This is a genomic window from Methylobacterium goesingense, from assembly GCF_022179225.1.
GTDB classification, from domain to species: Bacteria; Pseudomonadota; Alphaproteobacteria; order Rhizobiales; family Beijerinckiaceae; genus Methylobacterium; species Methylobacterium goesingense.
In genome coordinates, this window is record NZ_BPQL01000193.1 from 1 (window position 1) to 16,849 (window position 16,849).

General features: G+C 58.9%; 13 protein-coding genes. 7 read left to right on the forward strand and 6 right to left on the reverse strand.

All coding sequences use genetic code 11. The features are described from left to right. Positions 1–650 precede the first annotated feature (650 nt). From MFF30_RS24270 to MFF30_RS24280, 3 genes are all read right to left on the reverse strand, one after another. Positions 651–926: a hypothetical protein gene (locus tag MFF30_RS24270; RefSeq protein WP_238282744.1), complete on the reverse strand. Its 276-nt coding sequence runs from the start codon at positions 924–926 to the stop codon at positions 651–653. After that, positions 916–3,012, reverse strand: coding sequence for an AAA family ATPase (locus MFF30_RS24275; protein ID WP_238282745.1), 2,097 nt, complete (start codon positions 3,010–3,012; stop codon positions 916–918). Before MFF30_RS24275 ends, MFF30_RS24270 begins: the two co-directional genes overlap by 11 nt. A gap of 152 nt (positions 3,013–3,164) precedes the next feature. Continuing rightward, a complete protein-coding gene (locus MFF30_RS24280; RefSeq protein ID WP_238282746.1) occupies positions 3,165–3,377 on the reverse strand; it encodes a hypothetical protein in 213 nt (70 codons plus the stop codon). A 522-nt stretch (positions 3,378–3,899) separates the two neighbouring features. Here MFF30_RS24280 and MFF30_RS24285 point away from each other — a divergent pair. The 7 genes from MFF30_RS24285 (at position 3,900) to MFF30_RS24315 (ending at position 12,412) form a co-directional block, all read left to right on the forward strand. Beyond that, positions 3,900–4,583: a vWA domain-containing protein gene (locus tag MFF30_RS24285; protein ID WP_163644247.1), complete on the forward strand. Its 684-nt coding sequence runs from the start codon at positions 3,900–3,902 to the stop codon at positions 4,581–4,583. Beyond that, a complete protein-coding gene (locus MFF30_RS24290) occupies positions 4,580–5,398 on the forward strand; it encodes a PP2C family serine/threonine-protein phosphatase (RefSeq protein WP_238282747.1) in 819 nt (272 codons plus the stop codon). The genes MFF30_RS24285 and MFF30_RS24290 overlap by 4 nt, the downstream gene beginning before the upstream one ends. Positions 5,399–5,410: 12 nt before the next feature. Beyond that, the gene (locus MFF30_RS24295) at positions 5,411–7,366 is read left to right on the forward strand and encodes a helix-hairpin-helix domain-containing protein (RefSeq protein WP_238282749.1); all 1,956 of its coding nucleotides are present in this window, start codon (positions 5,411–5,413) and stop codon (positions 7,364–7,366) included. A gap of 383 nt (positions 7,367–7,749) precedes the next feature. Beyond that, entirely contained in the window at positions 7,750–9,009 is a 1,260-nt protein-coding gene (locus MFF30_RS24300) for a phosphoribosyltransferase-like protein (protein ID WP_238282750.1), read from the forward strand. Positions 9,010–9,184: 175 nt separating this feature from the next. After that, positions 9,185–10,348, forward strand: a complete 1,164-nt coding sequence (locus MFF30_RS24305) for a reverse transcriptase family protein (protein WP_238282751.1) — start codon at positions 9,185–9,187, stop codon at positions 10,346–10,348. A 383-nt stretch (positions 10,349–10,731) separates the two neighbouring features. Beyond that, a complete protein-coding gene (locus MFF30_RS24310; protein WP_238282752.1) occupies positions 10,732–11,286 on the forward strand; it encodes a metallophosphoesterase in 555 nt (184 codons plus the stop codon). 166 nt (positions 11,287–11,452) lie between these two features. Further along, entirely contained in the window at positions 11,453–12,412 is a 960-nt protein-coding gene (locus tag MFF30_RS24315) for a hypothetical protein (RefSeq protein WP_238282753.1), read from the forward strand. 255 nt (positions 12,413–12,667) lie between these two features. Here the strand turns inward: MFF30_RS24315 and MFF30_RS24320 are convergent, their stop codons facing one another. From MFF30_RS24320 to MFF30_RS24330, 3 genes are all read right to left on the reverse strand, one after another. Further along, positions 12,668–14,341, reverse strand: a complete 1,674-nt coding sequence (locus MFF30_RS24320) for a ThiF family adenylyltransferase (RefSeq protein WP_238282756.1) — start codon at positions 14,339–14,341, stop codon at positions 12,668–12,670. 142 nt (positions 14,342–14,483) lie between these two features. After that, positions 14,484–15,569, reverse strand: coding sequence for a cyclic GMP-AMP synthase DncV-like nucleotidyltransferase (locus MFF30_RS24325; protein ID WP_238282758.1), 1,086 nt, complete (start codon positions 15,567–15,569; stop codon positions 14,484–14,486). Between the two features lie 21 nt (positions 15,570–15,590). Next, positions 15,591–16,724: a CBASS cGAMP-activated phospholipase gene (locus MFF30_RS24330; RefSeq protein ID WP_238282760.1), complete on the reverse strand. Its 1,134-nt coding sequence runs from the start codon at positions 16,722–16,724 to the stop codon at positions 15,591–15,593. Positions 16,725–16,849: the final 125 nt, after the last annotated feature.

Here is a 16,849-nt window from a genome sequence, read left to right on the forward strand (position 1 = left end):
CAGGTGCTGACGTCGGACAATGCGCACCGGGAGCACCGGCACGGGCATTGGAATTTTGGGATGCCATTTCGGTCACCTGATCGGTGCCGTTGGCGCAGGACATCACCCCGGTGGCGCTTGCCATCGGCTGCAAAACATGCGGTGACTGTCGCCTGCGCTTACGGCGACGTACGTGCGGTCCGCCGCGAGGCGGGATTGATCGACGGCTGTTTGCTGCCAAGCCTGAGAGCCGTCGACGGTTTACGAGCGCTTTGAGCCTAGGCTTGAAGCGCTCGTTTCGTTTGGTGCCGCGGTTTCGTTAGCATCGGTCTCGCTCCGGTGTCGGGGTCGGCTTTGCGGTATCGATTGCACCGCAGACGATGACTTTGAAGCGCCTCCGTTTCGGCGGCCCGTCTTCGTCGACTGGTTGTAACTATTTGGCCAGAACTAGCAAATCTCAAAAAACGAACAGCTAAGCTTGCTCAAAAGCCTAGCGATTCCAAATGGGGAATCGGCCAGGCGCCCACCACGTCGAGGTCGCGTCGCGGCACATCCGCGACAACTTTTTTCGCCTCGGATGCATTTTTTTTATCTGCATGGCGTGCCGCACGGCGTTGGGACAGCCGTTCCGGCTCGACGGTCCGCCGACATCTCGGTCGGATCGCCTCATGTCACCGATTCCCCTTGGATGGATCCCCGACGCTGCCGACGCGTGCGTCCCTGGCAGGCCCAGGAAAAGGAATGACGTTGGGCAGCGACCCACTTTCGGCACTCCGACGCACTGACCTCGCGCGGTCTTCGGCCTTGCGCATGGCGGCGGCCCCCATCGAGAACAGGATCTCGCCGGCGAGGAAGTCGAATTCCTCCTCGTCAAGGATAAGGCGGGTACGGAGAAGCCTCCTGACGATTTCCGCCACGAGTTCGGTGTGATCGGCCTCACCCATCATGACCTCCCAGGGTGGCGAGGATGTCAGGGCGCGAGCCGGCTTGGGCGATCACGCGCCGGACTTCGTCGCCGGGCATGATGCGGGCTTCCACGAGCCGCCGGGCCAGGGTCTCGATGGTGTCCCGCCGGGCCTCGACGAAGGTGACGGCGACCTCGAAAAGCCGGTTCAGGTCGCTCTCCACCCGCCGCCTGAGGTCGAGGTCGTTCCGGAGGAAGTCCCGGGCCTCGTTTTCCGCTGCGAGATGGAGGAGCGTTCCGCCCAGGCCGAGGGAGCAGTGCATCGCGGCCAGCATGGTCGTCGCCATGCCGAGGTCGCTGGCATAGGCGCCGCCGCTGCCGGAATTCACCTCGCCGAAGACCTTGTCCCCGGCCCGGCCCGCGAGGACGGAGACGACGTAGGTTTCGACGAAGGCCTTCGTCATGGTGGTGCCTTGGTTGAGCTTGGTCCTGGTCAGACCGCCTTGGCCGGAGATGAGAACGTTGGACAGGGAGACGATCTCTCCGACCCCGAGCCCCAAAACCGCAACGGCGTGCGATGCCTCGTGGTATGAGGCGGCGAGGATCTCCGTGTCGGAACGCGGATCGGGCGGTGCGATCTGGCGGATGAGGTCGTCGAGCGTCATGGCGCGCCCCGCATCCCGTGCCCGTCGCTGGGCCCCTGCCACCCAGGCGGTGGCCTGCGCGCCTGTCGCCCCGACGCCCAGGGTCGCCGGAACGGTCAGGTCGACGCCGTCGAGGGCGTCGGGACCGAGGTGCTGGCGGATGATGCCGGCCAGGCCGTCGGCATCGGGCGGCTCGACGGTGATGACCCGGCCGAGGCGACCCGGCCTCAGCAGCGCGGGATCGATCAGCTCCGGAAAATTGGTCGCGCCGATCAGGATGATCTGACCGCGATTTCCGGAAACGGCTGCCTCGAACGTCGTTAGGCAGTGATTGATCAGAGGCATCCAGTAGTCGCGGTTACGAGATCCTAGGCCTAGACGGGACGGGAGGGCGTCGCACTCATCTACGAAGAGCACCACCGGGGAATTTTGGGACGCTGCCAGGAAAACGCGGTCGATTTCCTTGATGATCTCGTTGAGATAGCCGTTCGTCGACGCGAACCAGGCTGCGACCGACGTATTGATTAGGGGGATATTCAGTGTCTTTGCGATACTCCTCACCAGCGTTGTCTTGCCAGTTCCGGGGTTGCCAGCCAGCAGGCATGAAACCTCCAGCGAGTTCCAGGCGCGTCGACCTGCCTTCCACTCGGAAAAATCTTCGGCGAGCGTTCGGGCGTACTCGCCTGCACGCCCGTAGCCATGGATGTCCTTCAGCAGCGGGACGCCGGCGAGGGTAGGATCGATGGTGGAGTTGGCCTTCGAGGCCGCGACGAGGCGGCGGACGCACGCCCCAGCGGACGTTCCCTTCCTTAGGCATGCGGCGAGGACGTCGAAGGAGAGGCCCTGGGCGATGTTCTTGGGCATGCGACCGGCTCTGTTGCCGGTGATGCTGAGGATGGCCCTGCGGATGACCGAGTTCGAGGGCGCGCCGATCTTGATCCGGACGTCCGCGGCGGAAATCAGGGCCGACGGCAGGTACTGGTCGGGTGACTGTGAGATGCCGAGGACGCGGCCCGAGGCCCCGAGGAAGTCGGCCACCTCGGAATTTCCCTGGTCCGGCTTGTCGGAACTGCGCTGATTGCCGGTCCTGGCGCAGACGTGATTGAAGCGTGTCAGCTTCTCCGCTGCCATACGCATCGCCGGCACCCAGTCCGCGCTTGGCACCTGGATCACGACCCCTGCCCCACCGAAGCGCAGCATGCGCATCCGGTCCTGGTTCGAGACGGCTTCGTTCAGCGAATGCAGGGCGAGGTAGAAGCGCGAAGACCGGATCTCATGCTCCATCTGGTCGATGGGAGCCCGGTTGTCCGGGAGGTCGTTGAGGAAATCTTCGAGGCTGTCGGCCGAGGGCTTAAGCATCCCTGGAGCGAGCCTCGCCTTCAGGCCCGCCTTCGCCTGCGGGGCAGGCTTGCCCTTGGTGGCGGTGGCCTTGGCGGCGGTGGCCTTGGCGGCGGACTTGGTGGGGGGCTTTGGGAAGTTCGTCATGGCTGCCTCCGGTGAGGCAGCCGGGCTCAATCGAGCGCGCCGGTCAGGCCTCGTGGGGGTGGTCGGGAAGGGTGTGGGCTGGCTGGTTTTCGCGGTTTCATCGGGAGTCCTGGATTGGGGGGGCGTCGTGGTGGGGATGGTTTTCCCGGTCGTCAGCGCGACGGCTTGCCGGCCGCGGTCATGCGGTGATCCAGCGTCGCCAGGACGGCATGCAGGGCGCCGGCGAGGCCATCCTCGTGGCGTGCGCCGACCTCGAACAGCCGACGGATCACCCTGCCGAGCAGGGCGTCGGTGCAGGCCGCACGTGGAGGCGGGTCCTCGAACGAGGGGTAGGGACGAACGGGTGGGGTCGGGATGTCGGACATGACGGTCGCCTCGGGATGGAGGCGAGCAGGCGCAGGTGCGCCGGTCAGGCCTCGTCGACGGAGAGGGGAAGCGGGTGGCTGCCTGGGGCGGGCAAGCGCGTCATGGCTATGAGGCGACGGTCGGCATGCATGAACTCGTCCTCCTCTCGTGTGTCCAACGGGCTTGCGACCGATCTCCATCGGGGATCGAGAACGACATAGGAACATCCAAGTGTTCGAGCAAGCTTAATTCGATACGCGAGTTCGATCATGTTCGAGAGCTGTGGATCCCGCGCACAACCGCCCCGCGGGGCCTTAGGGACACCCGCACCGGGTTCCGAATGCGACCTCGACGAGGCCACGTAGCGCGTAGCGTTCCCCGTACATGTTACAATCGGGCACCAAGCCTCCGGTGTGTTCCTCCTCACCAAAGAAGCTCGACATCGCAATCAGGAGCACCCCTAAGGTAGCGCTGGGGCTGGATGGATTGCACCGAATCTGACTGTATCCATCGAGCGAGATCGATCCTCAAAAGGCATACCGATGAGCGATGAGAACTACGATCAACGACCCTTCGGCAGCGTCGAGTTCGCCGAAAACCCCGAGAACCGGTGCCCGGTGATCCTTCTGCTCGACAACTCCGGTTCGATGGGAGGAAGGCCGATCCAGGAGCTAAACGCCGGCCTGCAAGTCTTTCGGGATGAGCTTTTCGCGGACTCACTCGCAGCCAAGCGTGTCGACGTGGCGATCGTCACCTTCGGCCCGGTCAAGGTCGAGATGGATTTCGTCGGCGTCCAACACTTCCATGCGCCGACGCTGTCGGTCGTCGGAGACACCCCGATGGGTGCCGCCATCGAGCAATCCCTGTCCCTGCTCCGTTCCCGCAAGGATGCCTACAAGAGCAATGGCATCGGGTATTACCGCCCATGGGTTTTCCTCATCACGGATGGTGGCCCGACCGACTCGGTGTCGCGAGCCTCGCAACTCATCCGCGAGGGAGAGGATGCAAAGGCATTCATGTTTTTTGCGGTGGGGGTGAAAGGGGCCAACTTCGAGGTCCTGAAGCAGATCAGCGTGCGCGAGCCACTGCAACTGGACGGCCTTCGCTTCCGGGATCTGTTCAAGTGGCTATCCGCCTCCCTGTCGGCGGTCTCGAAGTCTCGCATCGATGACACCCCCGCCCTTTCGAACCCGACCGGGCCCAGCGGCTGGGCAGTCGCCGGATGACATCGAAGGCTCAGTGGAGTTGGATCGGTGCCTGCGCCATCGGGACCTCCCATGCCAGGGAGGAGGCCCCGTGCGACGATGCCGGCGCATGCATCGAGGTTCGGACCCCGACCGGCTCCGCGTTGGTCGCTGTGGTTTCCGACGGGGCCGGCAGCGCGAAGCTATCGCGGTACGGTTCGGCCATGGTCGCCCGAGGTTTCTGCCAGGCCGTTACGACTTTCCTGCGGGCAGGTGGCAGCGTGTCTGCCGTCGACGAGGCCAGGGCACGGGATTGGCTCGACGAGATCCGCGACCGCATCAACCGTCGTGCCAATGTCCTCGGTGACATGCCTCGATCTTTCGCCGCGACGATGGTGGGTGCCATCATCGCGGACGATGCCGCTGTGGTCGTTCATGTGGGCGATGGGGCCTGCGCGTGCCGTATCGAGGGTGAAACGGAATGGCGCGTACCAAGCTGGCCGGCACAGGGAGAATATGCGGCTACGACCTACTTCGTGACCGATGATCCGGAACCGCGGGTCAACGTCGTCGCGCTCGACGGACGCATCGAGGAAGTCGCCGTCTTCACCGATGGCATGGAGCGCCTCGCCCTGGATTTCGGTGCGAGGGTCGCGTTCGACCGCTTCTTCGAGAGCATGTTTCCAGTCCTTCGCCGGACGTCCGAGGGACGGCAGCGCCGCCTATCCATGGACCTCAGGAACTTCCTCGATAGCGCGCAGGTCACGGATCGCACCGAGGACGACAAGACCCTGGTGCTGGCTCGCCGTATCCCGCGCGGCATCGCCGCCTCATTGGCCACGGCCAGGATCGATTGAGCCCATCCCGGCATGAGCGTCCTGCAGTATCGAACGAGATCCGGAGCAACCGTAAGGCTGAGCGCCCCTCTGGGTCAGGGCGGCGAGGGAACCGTCAGTTCCGTCGAGGGACCAGGCGAACTCGCGGCCAAGATCTACAAGGCGGGCCTTGCAGCCGGGCGCGAGAACAAGGTGCTCGCCATGGTGGATGCGCGCCTGCACGCGACCAACCAGTTCGTGGCCTACCCATTGGATGCCCTCTTCGACATGCGGTCGGGCACGTTCGCCGGCTTCACGATGCGGAAGGCCAGCAACCGGAAAGAGGTCCACGAGCTCTACTCGCCCAGCAGCCGGAAGACAGCGTTCCCTTCGGCGACGTTCCCACTGCTGGTGCGCGCCATGGCGAACGTCGCACGGGCCATGGCAAGCGTTCATGCATCGGGATGCGTGGTCGGTGACGTAAACCACTCGGTGGTCATGGTCGCCTCTGACGCCACCATCACGCTGATCGACAGCGACTCGTTTCAGTTCAAGGCGGCCGGGAAGGTTTTCCCGTGCAAGGTCGGCACTCCCGATTTCACGCCCCCCGAGCTTCAGGGCCAATCCTTCGAGGGTGTCCTACGAACGGCGAACCATGATGCGTTCGGGTTGGCGACGCTCGTCTTCATGACGCTCTTCATGGGCCGGTTCCCGTTCGTTGGACGGTTCAAGGGGGCCGGCGACATGCCGGATATCGAGCGCTCGATCAGGGAGTACCGTTTCGCCTACTCGAACCGTCGTGCGGCGACGCAGATGGAACCCCCGCCGCACGTGCCGACGTTGGTGGACCTGCCGCTACCGCTTGCGGATGCCTTCGAGCGAGCCTTCGGACCCCTCGGGGTCAGCCCATCCGGTAGGCCGACCGCCTCCGACTGGGTCGGGCTCCTCGACCGAGCCGAGGCCGACTTGGTCAAGTGCAATCAAAGCGCCAGCCACCATCACTTCCGCCAGGCAACCGGCTGCCCCTGGTGTCGAATGGAGCGGGGTTTTCCTGGCTTCGTTGCCTTCGTCCCGATGGTATCGGCGAGCACTCCCGGCGGCGCGCCTATCGACCTGGGCCAACTCATCGCCGCCATTCGCGGCATTCCGGATCCTGGGCCTGCCCCAGATCTGGCCAAGCTCATGCCTGCCTTACCCAATCTCGTACCGAGTCCGGCGACGAAAGGCGCCGGGCGTTCGCGGGTAGGCCGGAGGTTTGCCGGAGTGGTGAGCGGCTTCGCGGGCGTCGGGCTGTTCAGTTTGGGCGGCGGAGGGGCGCTTTTCGGGATCATCGCCCTGATCGTGGCTTTCGGCTTGATGTTCAGCCCTCCGGAGATCGTGGGGACCTTGAGCAAGGCCGCGAAAGCATCGCAGGCAGAATGGGAGACGGCCAAGCGGCAGTTCGAACTGTCGGCCGGCAATGCTACCTTCCTGAAGGCAAGGCAGGACGCAGAAACGCTTATCCAGCAGGTGCAGAACCTCCCTGGTGAGGAAGCCCGTCGCGTCGAGGCCTTGGATGCAAAGCGACGCGATCTGCAGATGCAGAGGCATCTAGAGCGGTTCAAGATCGCTCAAGCAAAGGTCTCAGGGGTTGGGGAGGCTCGCAAGCTAACTCTTCGTTCCTATGGCATCGAGACGGCAGCCGACGCCGACTACAACAAGATCGTGGCGATACGCGGTTTCGGACCAGCAACAGCAAACAACATAATCAAGTGGCGAGGTACAGTCGAAGCAAAGTTCGCCTTCGATCCCAGCAAGCCGGTAGATCCACAAGACGTAGCGGCCATAAAAGCTGACGTCATGAAAAGTAGGACGGATCTCGTTCAGAGGTTGCGCCAGACGACTGCCGATCTGCAAAAGTTAGCTTCAGATGTGAAATCCTCGCGTACGTCACCCGCTCCACAATACATCGCAGCTTGGACCGCACACCGTCAGGCCGAGGTTGACATGAAAGCATTAAACGTCTTTTAATTGTAAAGTTCCGCTTTCCATACCATATTGCCTGCAATCACAACGACCTATTACGCTAAATATTTAGTTGATTGATTAGGCTTTTGCAGCTTGAGAATTGCGTTTTCGCGTACGTGCTCGTGGGGGTATTCAGCCTTGATCGAACAAATTCAACTTCTGCGAAATACCGGACATTTCGATAGCGTTTCGACAAGCGCATTAAAATTTAAAAAACTGACATTGCTTTACGCCGAGAATGGCAGGGGCAAGACGACACTCGCTGCAATACTGCGTTCTGCCGGCTCGGGTGATGCCTCTCCGATAACCGACCGTCACCGGCTCGGGGCACAGACAAAATGAGTCCAACACTCAACCCTCTAAAAAATATCATTTAGAGTGATTTAATGAAAGAAATAATTACATTGACAAAATTGTCAAATACTGAATTTGGCTCAAGCTGGCTCGATAGCCGATTTAACGCAGCAGACCGTAGAATAGCGGCATCTCTAATTGATGAAATATTGCTTATAAGCAGCAGCATGTTCGCTCAGAACATAAACGAGAAAATCTCTTGCATATTAGAGGAACAAACAGATCCGGGGCGTTCAGTTGCTCTTTACGCAGAACGAGAAGTTAGTATTATCAGCCTTCCTGACGGAACGAAGAAAATAGAAGCCTTTTGGCCTGGTACTGCTCGCGGGCGGGCCACGGGCCATGGAGCGCCGCCTATTATAGTTGACCCTACCAAACAGGACGTCGGCAGCGAAGGATCAATTGCTAATTTGATTACCAATTTTATGCGCTCAACAGAAGGGCGTATTCTATCGCATCCTGGCCCCGATGAGCTTCGCAACGGCCGCACGGGAGCTATCGTTATAGTCACCGACTTGATAGGGTCGGGTCAAAGAATATTCCAGATGCTCGAAGCTTTTAGGGCAGTTGCCACTCTACGCAGTTGGGGGTCTTACCCCAAGATAAAATACTACGTGGTAGCTTACTCAAGCACGCATGCGGGTCTTAGAGCGGTCAATAAAAGTCCGTTGCATCCAGATGTCCGTTTTGTTGTAGGGTGCCCAACAGTGCGAACAGTTTTTCGCGGAAAGATTTTCGATGACATTGTTGCTCTTTGCAAAAAGTTCCCTGGAAAACATAGTTCTCCATTAGGACATAGAAATACAGGTGCCCTCATCGCCTTTGAGCACGGAGCGCCAAATAATAGCCCGCGTATTTTGCATTCCACCGCCAGGGGATGGATACCTTTATTCAAAGGCAGAAGCACAGTCTTGGTAGGTAGAAATTTTCCGTCAAGCGAGTCAGATATGATAGCGAGACGTATTGGTAGATTGCTCGGAGTTCGCGATGCTCAGAATTATCTTGGTAACATAAAAAGTCGTCAATGGATCACAACAATGGTCGTTTTAAAATCCATAGCTGGAGGTTTGCATTCTTCGCAAGATATATCATCTTATTCGGGACTTAGGCTTGATGAAGTCGAGGACGTGCTCACCCGTGGAGTAGATGCACATTGGGTCTCGACACGTGGGGCTCTAACTCCACTAGGAAGGCGTGAATTAAGCCGTCTAAGAGACCGTCGACGCCGTAGCCCCGAGCTTCCCTTTTCTTTTCGCCCATACTATTATCCGACGCAGCTGAGGGATCGGTGATTCTATCTAGGAATGCGTCGCGGAAGCGACGACGGTTCTTGAAGGAACTGGAGCGCCGGATTTCAGGTGCTCGGAAAGCGGAGCGTCCCTATTACGCTGCGCGTTACAGCAAGCATCACCTCGCGCCGTCTTGGGCGATGCTCGCTGTTTCACCCACCCAAGTGGGCCAAAGTAGATGAACTTACCGAACCCTCAGCGATACCGATCAGAAGGGCGCAGCCTCGGCGTTGACGAAATCACGCTTGACAATGCAATTGCGACAATCAAGCGTCTACAAGCAAGTAGTCCTAGTTTGCCCGCAGTTTTTACATTGCGTCATTTAGCTCATCTAACTCAAGTCAAATATGGTTATTTGCGTTATATTGTAAGACGTAAAGTCAATTATAGACATTTCCGGATCTCTAAAAAATTGCCAGGAAGAAATCGTTATCGGCTTATAAGCATTCCTCCTGCAAATCTTTCTAAGTTGCAGCGATGGATATCAAACAATATTCTCCGTCACTTATCACCGTCTAGTGCTAGTTATGCCTATCATCCAGGCAGCAATCCTCGGTTCGCCGCAGAGCAGCATTGTGGCTGTGAATGGTTGATAAAAATTGACGTACAAGATTTTTTTCATGCCATCTCCGAGGGAAGGATCGCTGAAATATTCTATAAGGCTGGCTATCCACGATTATTATCGTTCGAATTAGCTAGAATTGTGACTTGTGTTTTGCCGGGAACAATTAAACGAGCTGCATCGTATTCGGCGCGTTGGCCGGTCATTTCGCAATATCAGCATGACCGCGAAGGGGTTTTGCCTCAGGGAGCGCCTACAAGTCCAATGCTTTCCAATCTTGCCATGCGTGCGCTGGACGAGCGTTTAATTGCGCTCGCCGCCAAGAACGGTATGATATATACTCGATACGCTGACGATCTTGTTTTCTCATGTAAAAATAGAACCAAACCAACGATCGATAAAGTCAAACGCAGCATTCTCCGCGAGTTATCAAGAGAGGGATTTCAACCAAATTTGCGGAAAACAGCTGTTCGGGGGCCTGGTTCTAGGCGCATAGTTTTGGGCGTGTTAGTCAACGGCAAGGAGCCACGATTAACACGGGATTTCAAAGAAAATCTACGCATGCACTTTCATTTTTTAACATCCGAAAAGCATGGCCCTCATAATCATGCGAATAATCGGGGAACTTCAATATCGGGTATTTACCATCATGTTCGTGGCCTAATTGCTTGGGCAAAAGTCATCGAGCCTGCCTATGGAGCAAATCTGATGGTCAGATTCCATAGCATTAATTGGCCATCCCTCCAGCCACATTCTATATTCGAGGACATGGAAAAATAGAATTAATTTGAAAATCAAATCCTAGTGCGCGATTGGGCAGCAGTATCCGATGGAGGCGATGTATCAAAGGAGGGACTAAACAATCATTTTTACTGGCATCGTGCTAGACTTCAAGGGCAGTGATTTGAGGAATTCGTGACTATGTCAACCACACTATCGTCATGCGTCCTTACAAGAAGCATCCAGCATCGTACGCGGGATTAGGTAGCAGGCGACTCTCACGGTGGATTCCGTCCGACTGGCCTTGCAGAGGAACATAAGCGGTGCGATCGATAATTCGCAACAGGAGCACTTGTCCGATGAAATCCAGGGACGTCCACCCTTCTCGCTAATCGCGGAGCGCTACGTCCCGTACGAGGCCTCCGCTTTTTCGGAGGCTGAGAATGCCTAGAACATTTTTCTGTGCGGATACCCATTTCGGTCATCGAGGCTTGCTAAGTCCGCGCATGCCTCGACCGCGGCCGTTTGAAAGCATTGAGGTCCATGATGAGGCCCTGGTCGCCGCCTGGAACAGGGCTGTCAGACCGGACGACATCGTTTGGCACCTCGGCGACTTTGCCTACAAGTGCACCCTGGAATACGCCGTATCCATCCAATCGCGCCTGCACGGCCGCATCCACCTGATCCGAGGCAACCACGACCACGGCCTGGGCGAACGTCTCGAATGGGCCGGACCCGTCGTCGACGTCCAAAGGATCTTCGTCCAGGATCCGGGCATGCCCGAGCGGGTCGCGCTTTGGGCCAGCCACTACGCGCACGTGACGTGGCCCCATGCCTGGCACGGTGACCTTCACGTGTATGGCCATTCCCACGGCGGCATCCCGGCCACCCGGACGAGCCTCGACGTCGGGGTTGATTGCTGGGATTGGCGGCCTGTCACGATGGGGGAGATCATGGCGAGGATGGCGGCATCACCCGTTGCTGACCGGCTAGGCTGATGCCGCTCCGACCACGCGCGGCCGAGCCCGTCGTAGCCAATGGCCGCCTCCCTTCGAGGCAGTCACTTCGCCAAGCCAAGCAGTACGTAGGTTGAATAACTTTCTGCATATTGGCTTCTCGCGGCAAATAATTTAAGCCATTCGATGTTGGACGAAGTGATGTGCAATGATTAAAAATATTCCTGCCGCTGATGCTATGGAAGAAAGCGCTTTACAGCTTTATTTTTTGGCATGGCATCAAATAATGCAGGTCTTAGATGATTTGCGCAGCTCTGAATTATTTCAATTTGAAATCAAGGATGGTCAGACCATCTCAAGCGGACCGATGTCAGACGAGTTCAATGAGTTTATAGAAAGATCACAGCCCGAATTACGACTAGGCTATACCCTCGTTCAACAAAGTCAAGAAATTGGTCTAAAATCGAAAATATGTGCCATATCGCCATTTTTGCTGCTCAGTGGCACAGATGTTCGACATTGGGCACGCGAGGACGCTGATTTCACCGATTTGAGAACATTGGATGCGTCAGATCTTGTTCGCGTTTATAACGCCATTCAGCCGAAACCGTTAAAGCTCGAATTCACGACAATGTATGAATTTATTCGAGGTAACAGAAATAAGATATATCACCTGGGTAGTTTTGATGATAAACTAGATCCTGCCGCACTTATATCTGTACTTATAAATCAATACCGTGAGCTCTATCCTCATCGGAGGTGGATTAAAGACAAACTTAGCTATCAATCAAATCATCGGATGCAGATATTTTATGATGATTTTAACGAGTATACCGAGGTGTTGCTTGATCTAAAGCATCTGACGCCATATCTGACCAAAGCGCAACATAAAGTGATATATGGTTTTGAGAAAAGCAAACGCAAATACATTTGCTGGAAATGCTGCGATATTGCATGTTTACGGGAAATCGGCGGCGAAGAACAGAGTTGTAAGACAGCGATTCTTGCAAATAAAAATAATATAACTTGCTCAGTGTGCGAAGCCGATTACGCTGTAGAACGCATTAAGTGCGAAGCCGGTGATTGCTTAGGGAATGTTATTGGCACAAACGAAGACGAAGAAAAGATTTGCCTTACCTGCTATCATAACCAGGCGGACGGCGCATGACCACGGAAGGTGCTCAATACCCCGTGTCGACAGTCTGGTGGGCCGAATAAGGTCCGCTTTGGGAAACCGCCACAGACAGCTCGGGCGGCCGGTTTAGGTCGGGAGCTGACCCAGTGCATGGGTTCCAGGCGGCAGATATCCACTACTAGGATATGCGGGAGTGAGCATCTTATTAGCCTATACGGCTGAAGTAGCCCGTCCGGTCCCGTGTATTGAGCTTCTCTGAGAAATCGTTAGCGGACGTCATCCATGGAGCTAATCGCTCTGGCGGCACCCGGGGCATGCGTCAGCGGGCCAATCGCGTTCCAGGGTGCAGCCCCCCTGTATGTACGCTGGGTATTCGGCCACGAAATCGTCGCTCCACCGACCTCTCACATCCTCCAGCAAAGTTCGCCGCGTTACGTACATGCGATGCTGTGAGGCAGTGATCCTACCTAAAAGGGCGTCGAGCGCCGTCTGACCAGTCAGGGCGGTGACGAACCCGAGCTCTATGGGGCCATAGGCTTGATAGTGGGCTCCGCAGGCAGGTTCCTCCAAGGCGCCTGATCCACCGTCCGGCCAACTCGTAACTTGAAATGCCGGCACGCCAGTCCTTCCGATGCCGCATCGCAAGCAGCCGCCACGACCTGCAACGACCACCGCATGGCCAGCGGCGGCGTTGGACTCCGTCCAGGTATAGATTGCCGGCATGGGTCGACCGTGTAGACAATGTAGGTCATTCAATTGTGCCTCCGCGAGCCAGGACCCCATGGCGGAGATGATGAGGTCGCTCCCGAGCCAGTTCCCTTCGACGTCGTTCAGGAAGGCAGCGGCGTGAACGGGGAATGCCTCGTAGTTCCCGTGCGGGTAATCCGACTGCAGCTTTGCGGCGAGGGACACCGCCTTGTTCCTGCCGACGGCGGTTGCGCCGAGAGGATGTCGCCCGACATTGGCCCAGGCGAGTTCGTCGTGGTCCACGAGCTTGATGCGACCGACCCCTGCTTGCGCCAGCGCCACCGCAATCGGCGCGCCGACCGAACCACAGCCCAGCAGTGTGACGGTGGCCCTCTTGAGCCGAGCGGACCGGGAATCCTGTCCGCGCCCATGTATCCATGCCGCGTCGGCACGGGCCGGTTCCGAGCGATAGACGGGTTCGATGCCGAAGGTGCGATTGATCAGCAAACCCAGCGGCAGGTGCGACGGTCTGAACCCTCGGTCGACCGGTTCCGAACACACGCCATGTCGAAGCTTCCCACGTCCGGGTGACGGAACCGTCACCGTGACCAACCCCGGGCCGAACCGGCCCACGGCCCCGATGACCGTCGTCAGGTTTTCCTGCCGGGCCAGGGCGATGTCTGAGAGGAGGGCCGAGACATCCGGCCCAGCGGACTCGGCCAGCATCAACAGGTCCCGTGCGGTCCTCGGGTACTCGTAGGGCAGCATCGGTTCATCGAGCCAGATCATCATCGCCCTTTGGGCGTAGGGACGTCTCAACGCCTGCGGCCCGAAACGATTGCCAAGCCATCGCCTGACCTCGCCCTCGGTCTCGCCGATCAGCCGGATGTTCGGCGCCTGCCAGATGCATACCTCCCTGGAAGGGCCCTGCGCAGCTAGAATGCTGGTCAACCGGCTATCGTTGATGTTTTTGTCGTAGCGCCAGTAGGTCAGGAACTCATCACGGAAGTCTCGCTCGACCATGGCCCCGGCGATCAGGTCTCGGACGAGCCTGCAGGCCCTGCCGACGAGGTCGACGACGACCCCGGCAGGATCGCCCGGATCCACCTCCGTCCTGTTCGACAACAAACAGAGGGTGCCGTCGCGCTCGACGTGAGGCCATGTCAGAAATCGTGGCCGGTCGACGAGAGCGATCCTCGGCCAGGCAAACGGAAATCCCTGAGGTATGAGGATGTCCATCCTGCGAGGCGTCGGCTCGCCGAAGTCGACGGTCATCCTCCAACCCGCGGCAACCCGCCATTGGTGGTGGTATCCGGAAAGGACCGTCCTTCCCAGCGCCAAGGGTTGGACGCCGTGCAGTTTCATCAATCGGCCCCGGACCGTGTCGACCGCCGACTGCCAACGCCCGGATGACGGATCAGGCATGGCGCTCGCCACCCTCCTTCCGTACCGCGCCGGAGGCCGCGGTTCCCTGGCCGATCAGCAAGGTCGACGAAAGCACCGAAGGGGACGAAAGGCCTGTGGATGAAGACGGCTTCGTCTCCGAAGTCTCCTGATATCGACCGATGAAGTAAGCCGTGCCGAAAACCTTGTCCCAGCACTGCAGGGCCTCCTTTCGCGTGCAATCGGGGGCGAAAAGGCGTTCCATTTTCGTCAGAGCATCCGTCAGCTTGTCCCTGAGGAACGCTGACTTCGGATCGTTCCAATAGGAACCCTCCGGATGGCTGGTGATTGTCTCGTTCGGCGTCGTCGGGTGATCAACTCGTTCCGAGGCGTTCAGGCGGTCGCGGATCGACTGCATCGTGTAGTACAGTGCCTTGTCATGCCTCTCGGAGTGGCATTGATACTTTTCGGTCACGAGCTTCGTTATCCCGAAGCCGCTCAGGATCTGACTGCCCCAGCTTTCGCGGCTCCTAGCGAACTTCTTGACGAGTCTCACGATCCGACGGACTTGAACCGCATCTCCGGACTTTCTGCGTTCGTCGTCGAACCACTTCGTGACGTTCCGGGCATCCGACCGCTTCCAGCCGGCACTCGCCGCCAACTCGTAGTGCTGCTCTTCCTTGCCGGTCCAATCCTTCGTGATCACCCGGCGGTAGACCGGCATATCCACGTGGTAGCCGGCGGCGTAGATGATGCGGACGCAGTTTTTGCGGACCTCCGGCTTGGTGGCGAAGAAGCCGTGATCTACTGCGTCGCGGACCATTTCTTTGGCTTCGCGGGGGCTCATCTCGCCGCCGCGAGACCCGACCAAAAGCCCCTTCGAGAAGTAAGCACCATCGTCGATGTCGTAGTCGTTCGTCGGATGGCGCAGCATGGTGCGCATGGCGTAGCTTCCCTGGGCGGCGAATTCCTCGACGGCGGGTTTTTCATCCCGCGCGAGGCCATCCCGCAGACGCTGCCTGTTGGTGTCCCGGCGCTGGCGCATGGTCTTGCGCTCCGTGTCGGGAAGCGTGACTTCGGCGCCGTGGTAGCCAAGAACGTCGTCTGAGCAGTCGTACATCGCGGATCCTTTCCGGGGGCCTCAGGATTCGGTCACGGGCCTGCCTGCCGCTCGGAGGGGAGCGGTTTCGAAAAGGCGGCAGATGAGTTCGGCTTCGGTATCCGTGGCCCGGTACGCGCACTTGCTGTTGGTCATGTCGGCGTCGGTCCGCGCCTGATCCATCAAGGCGTCCATCGCCTCGGCGCGCGTATCGTCGAGCTCCAGGAAAGGCAGCAGGGTCGCCGGTACTTTCTGGCTCGGGAAACGAATGATGGAACAGCGACGGCCCACATGACGTGCGATCTTCATCGCCATGTGATCGTAGGCGAATTGCTGAGCGTCGATGGATAGTTCGGCCGCCTTGCCACCGAAGCGCCATTCGAGCAGGCCTCGGTCAAGCTCGTTCGAGCCGATCCGCTCACCTGCCGGCGTCGGACATGTTCCAAGACAGAAGACCTCGATCTCCTGGCCGGGCCGCGTCATGTCGAGCGCGTCGATGAGACCGACCAGAACCGGGTTGTTCGCCCAAAGGCCGCCGTCGACGAAGACGCGGCGACCCTTGCCTGCGTCGTCCTCGTACTCGACCTCGGACATTGAGCGGAAAACCGGCGCGGCGGTGGTCGCCATGCAGACGTCTACGAGGGACGTTGCATCGTCCCTGTGGTTGGAGTCCGGCAGATGGGGTGTCTTGAAGACCCAGGCACGGTGCTGGCTCATCTCGACGGCCGGGATGGACAGGGCGATGCGTCGCTCGGCCCAGATCTGTCCGACCGTCGTGGCCTCCAGCTGCTTCGCGAGGGCCCCCCTCAGAACCTCGGCACCTGAGGCGATGGCCGCCGGACGCCTCAACAGATCTCCCGGCAGTCGGGGCAGCCCGTCGGGCAGACGGCGCGGGAAGATGCCGGCACCATGGTCCCGGTACAGTTGGATGACGTCGCCGAGGGGTACGCCCTTCGCGAGGGCACAGGCAATGATCCCGCCGGTGCTGGTGCCCGTGATGAGATCGAATGCCGCTCCGAGATCGAGGGCTCCGCCACCCCGGCGCTTGCCATAGGTCTCGCATAGCTTCGCAAGGTAGGTGGCCGTGTACGTGCCGCGCATGCCGCCGCCATCGAGGCTCAGCACACGGTAAGGCCGGTCCTCTGCTGTCGGAGCGAAAATGTTCGTCTCGGACATGGCACCCTCCTTTCCCCGACGGTGATACCTGCTCGGGCTACTTCTGAAGCCGACATGAACTTTGCTTTGTAAGCATGACCATATTCACGTTTTGTTCGCCGGGTGAGGATGGCGGCTCGAATTCG

Bases quoted from the DNA above. Each gene is read 5' to 3' on its own strand.
- MFF30_RS24270 (WP_238282744.1), bottom strand. From the start codon at position 926: ATGATGGGTGAGGCCGATCACACCGAACTCGTGGCGGAAATCGTCAGG.
- MFF30_RS24275 (WP_238282745.1), bottom strand. From the start codon at position 3,012: ATGACGAACTTCCCAAAGCCCCCCACCAAGTCCGCCGCCAAGGCCACC.
- MFF30_RS24280 (WP_238282746.1), bottom strand. From the start codon at position 3,377: ATGTCCGACATCCCGACCCCACCCGTTCGTCCCTACCCCTCGTTCGAG.
- MFF30_RS24285 (WP_163644247.1), top strand. From the start codon at position 3,900: ATGAGCGATGAGAACTACGATCAACGACCCTTCGGCAGCGTCGAGTTC.
- MFF30_RS24290 (WP_238282747.1), top strand. From the start codon at position 4,580: ATGACATCGAAGGCTCAGTGGAGTTGGATCGGTGCCTGCGCCATCGGG.
- MFF30_RS24295 (WP_238282749.1), top strand. From the start codon at position 5,411: ATGAGCGTCCTGCAGTATCGAACGAGATCCGGAGCAACCGTAAGGCTG.
- MFF30_RS24300 (WP_238282750.1), top strand. From the start codon at position 7,750: ATGAAAGAAATAATTACATTGACAAAATTGTCAAATACTGAATTTGGC.
- MFF30_RS24305 (WP_238282751.1), top strand. From the start codon at position 9,185: ATGAACTTACCGAACCCTCAGCGATACCGATCAGAAGGGCGCAGCCTC.
- MFF30_RS24310 (WP_238282752.1), top strand. From the start codon at position 10,732: ATGCCTAGAACATTTTTCTGTGCGGATACCCATTTCGGTCATCGAGGC.
- MFF30_RS24315 (WP_238282753.1), top strand. From the start codon at position 11,453: ATGATTAAAAATATTCCTGCCGCTGATGCTATGGAAGAAAGCGCTTTA.
- MFF30_RS24320 (WP_238282756.1), bottom strand. From the start codon at position 14,341: ATGACCGTCGACTTCGGCGAGCCGACGCCTCGCAGGATGGACATCCTC.
- MFF30_RS24325 (WP_238282758.1), bottom strand. From the start codon at position 15,569: ATGTACGACTGCTCAGACGACGTTCTTGGCTACCACGGCGCCGAAGTC.
- MFF30_RS24330 (WP_238282760.1), bottom strand. From the start codon at position 16,724: ATGTCCGAGACGAACATTTTCGCTCCGACAGCAGAGGACCGGCCTTAC.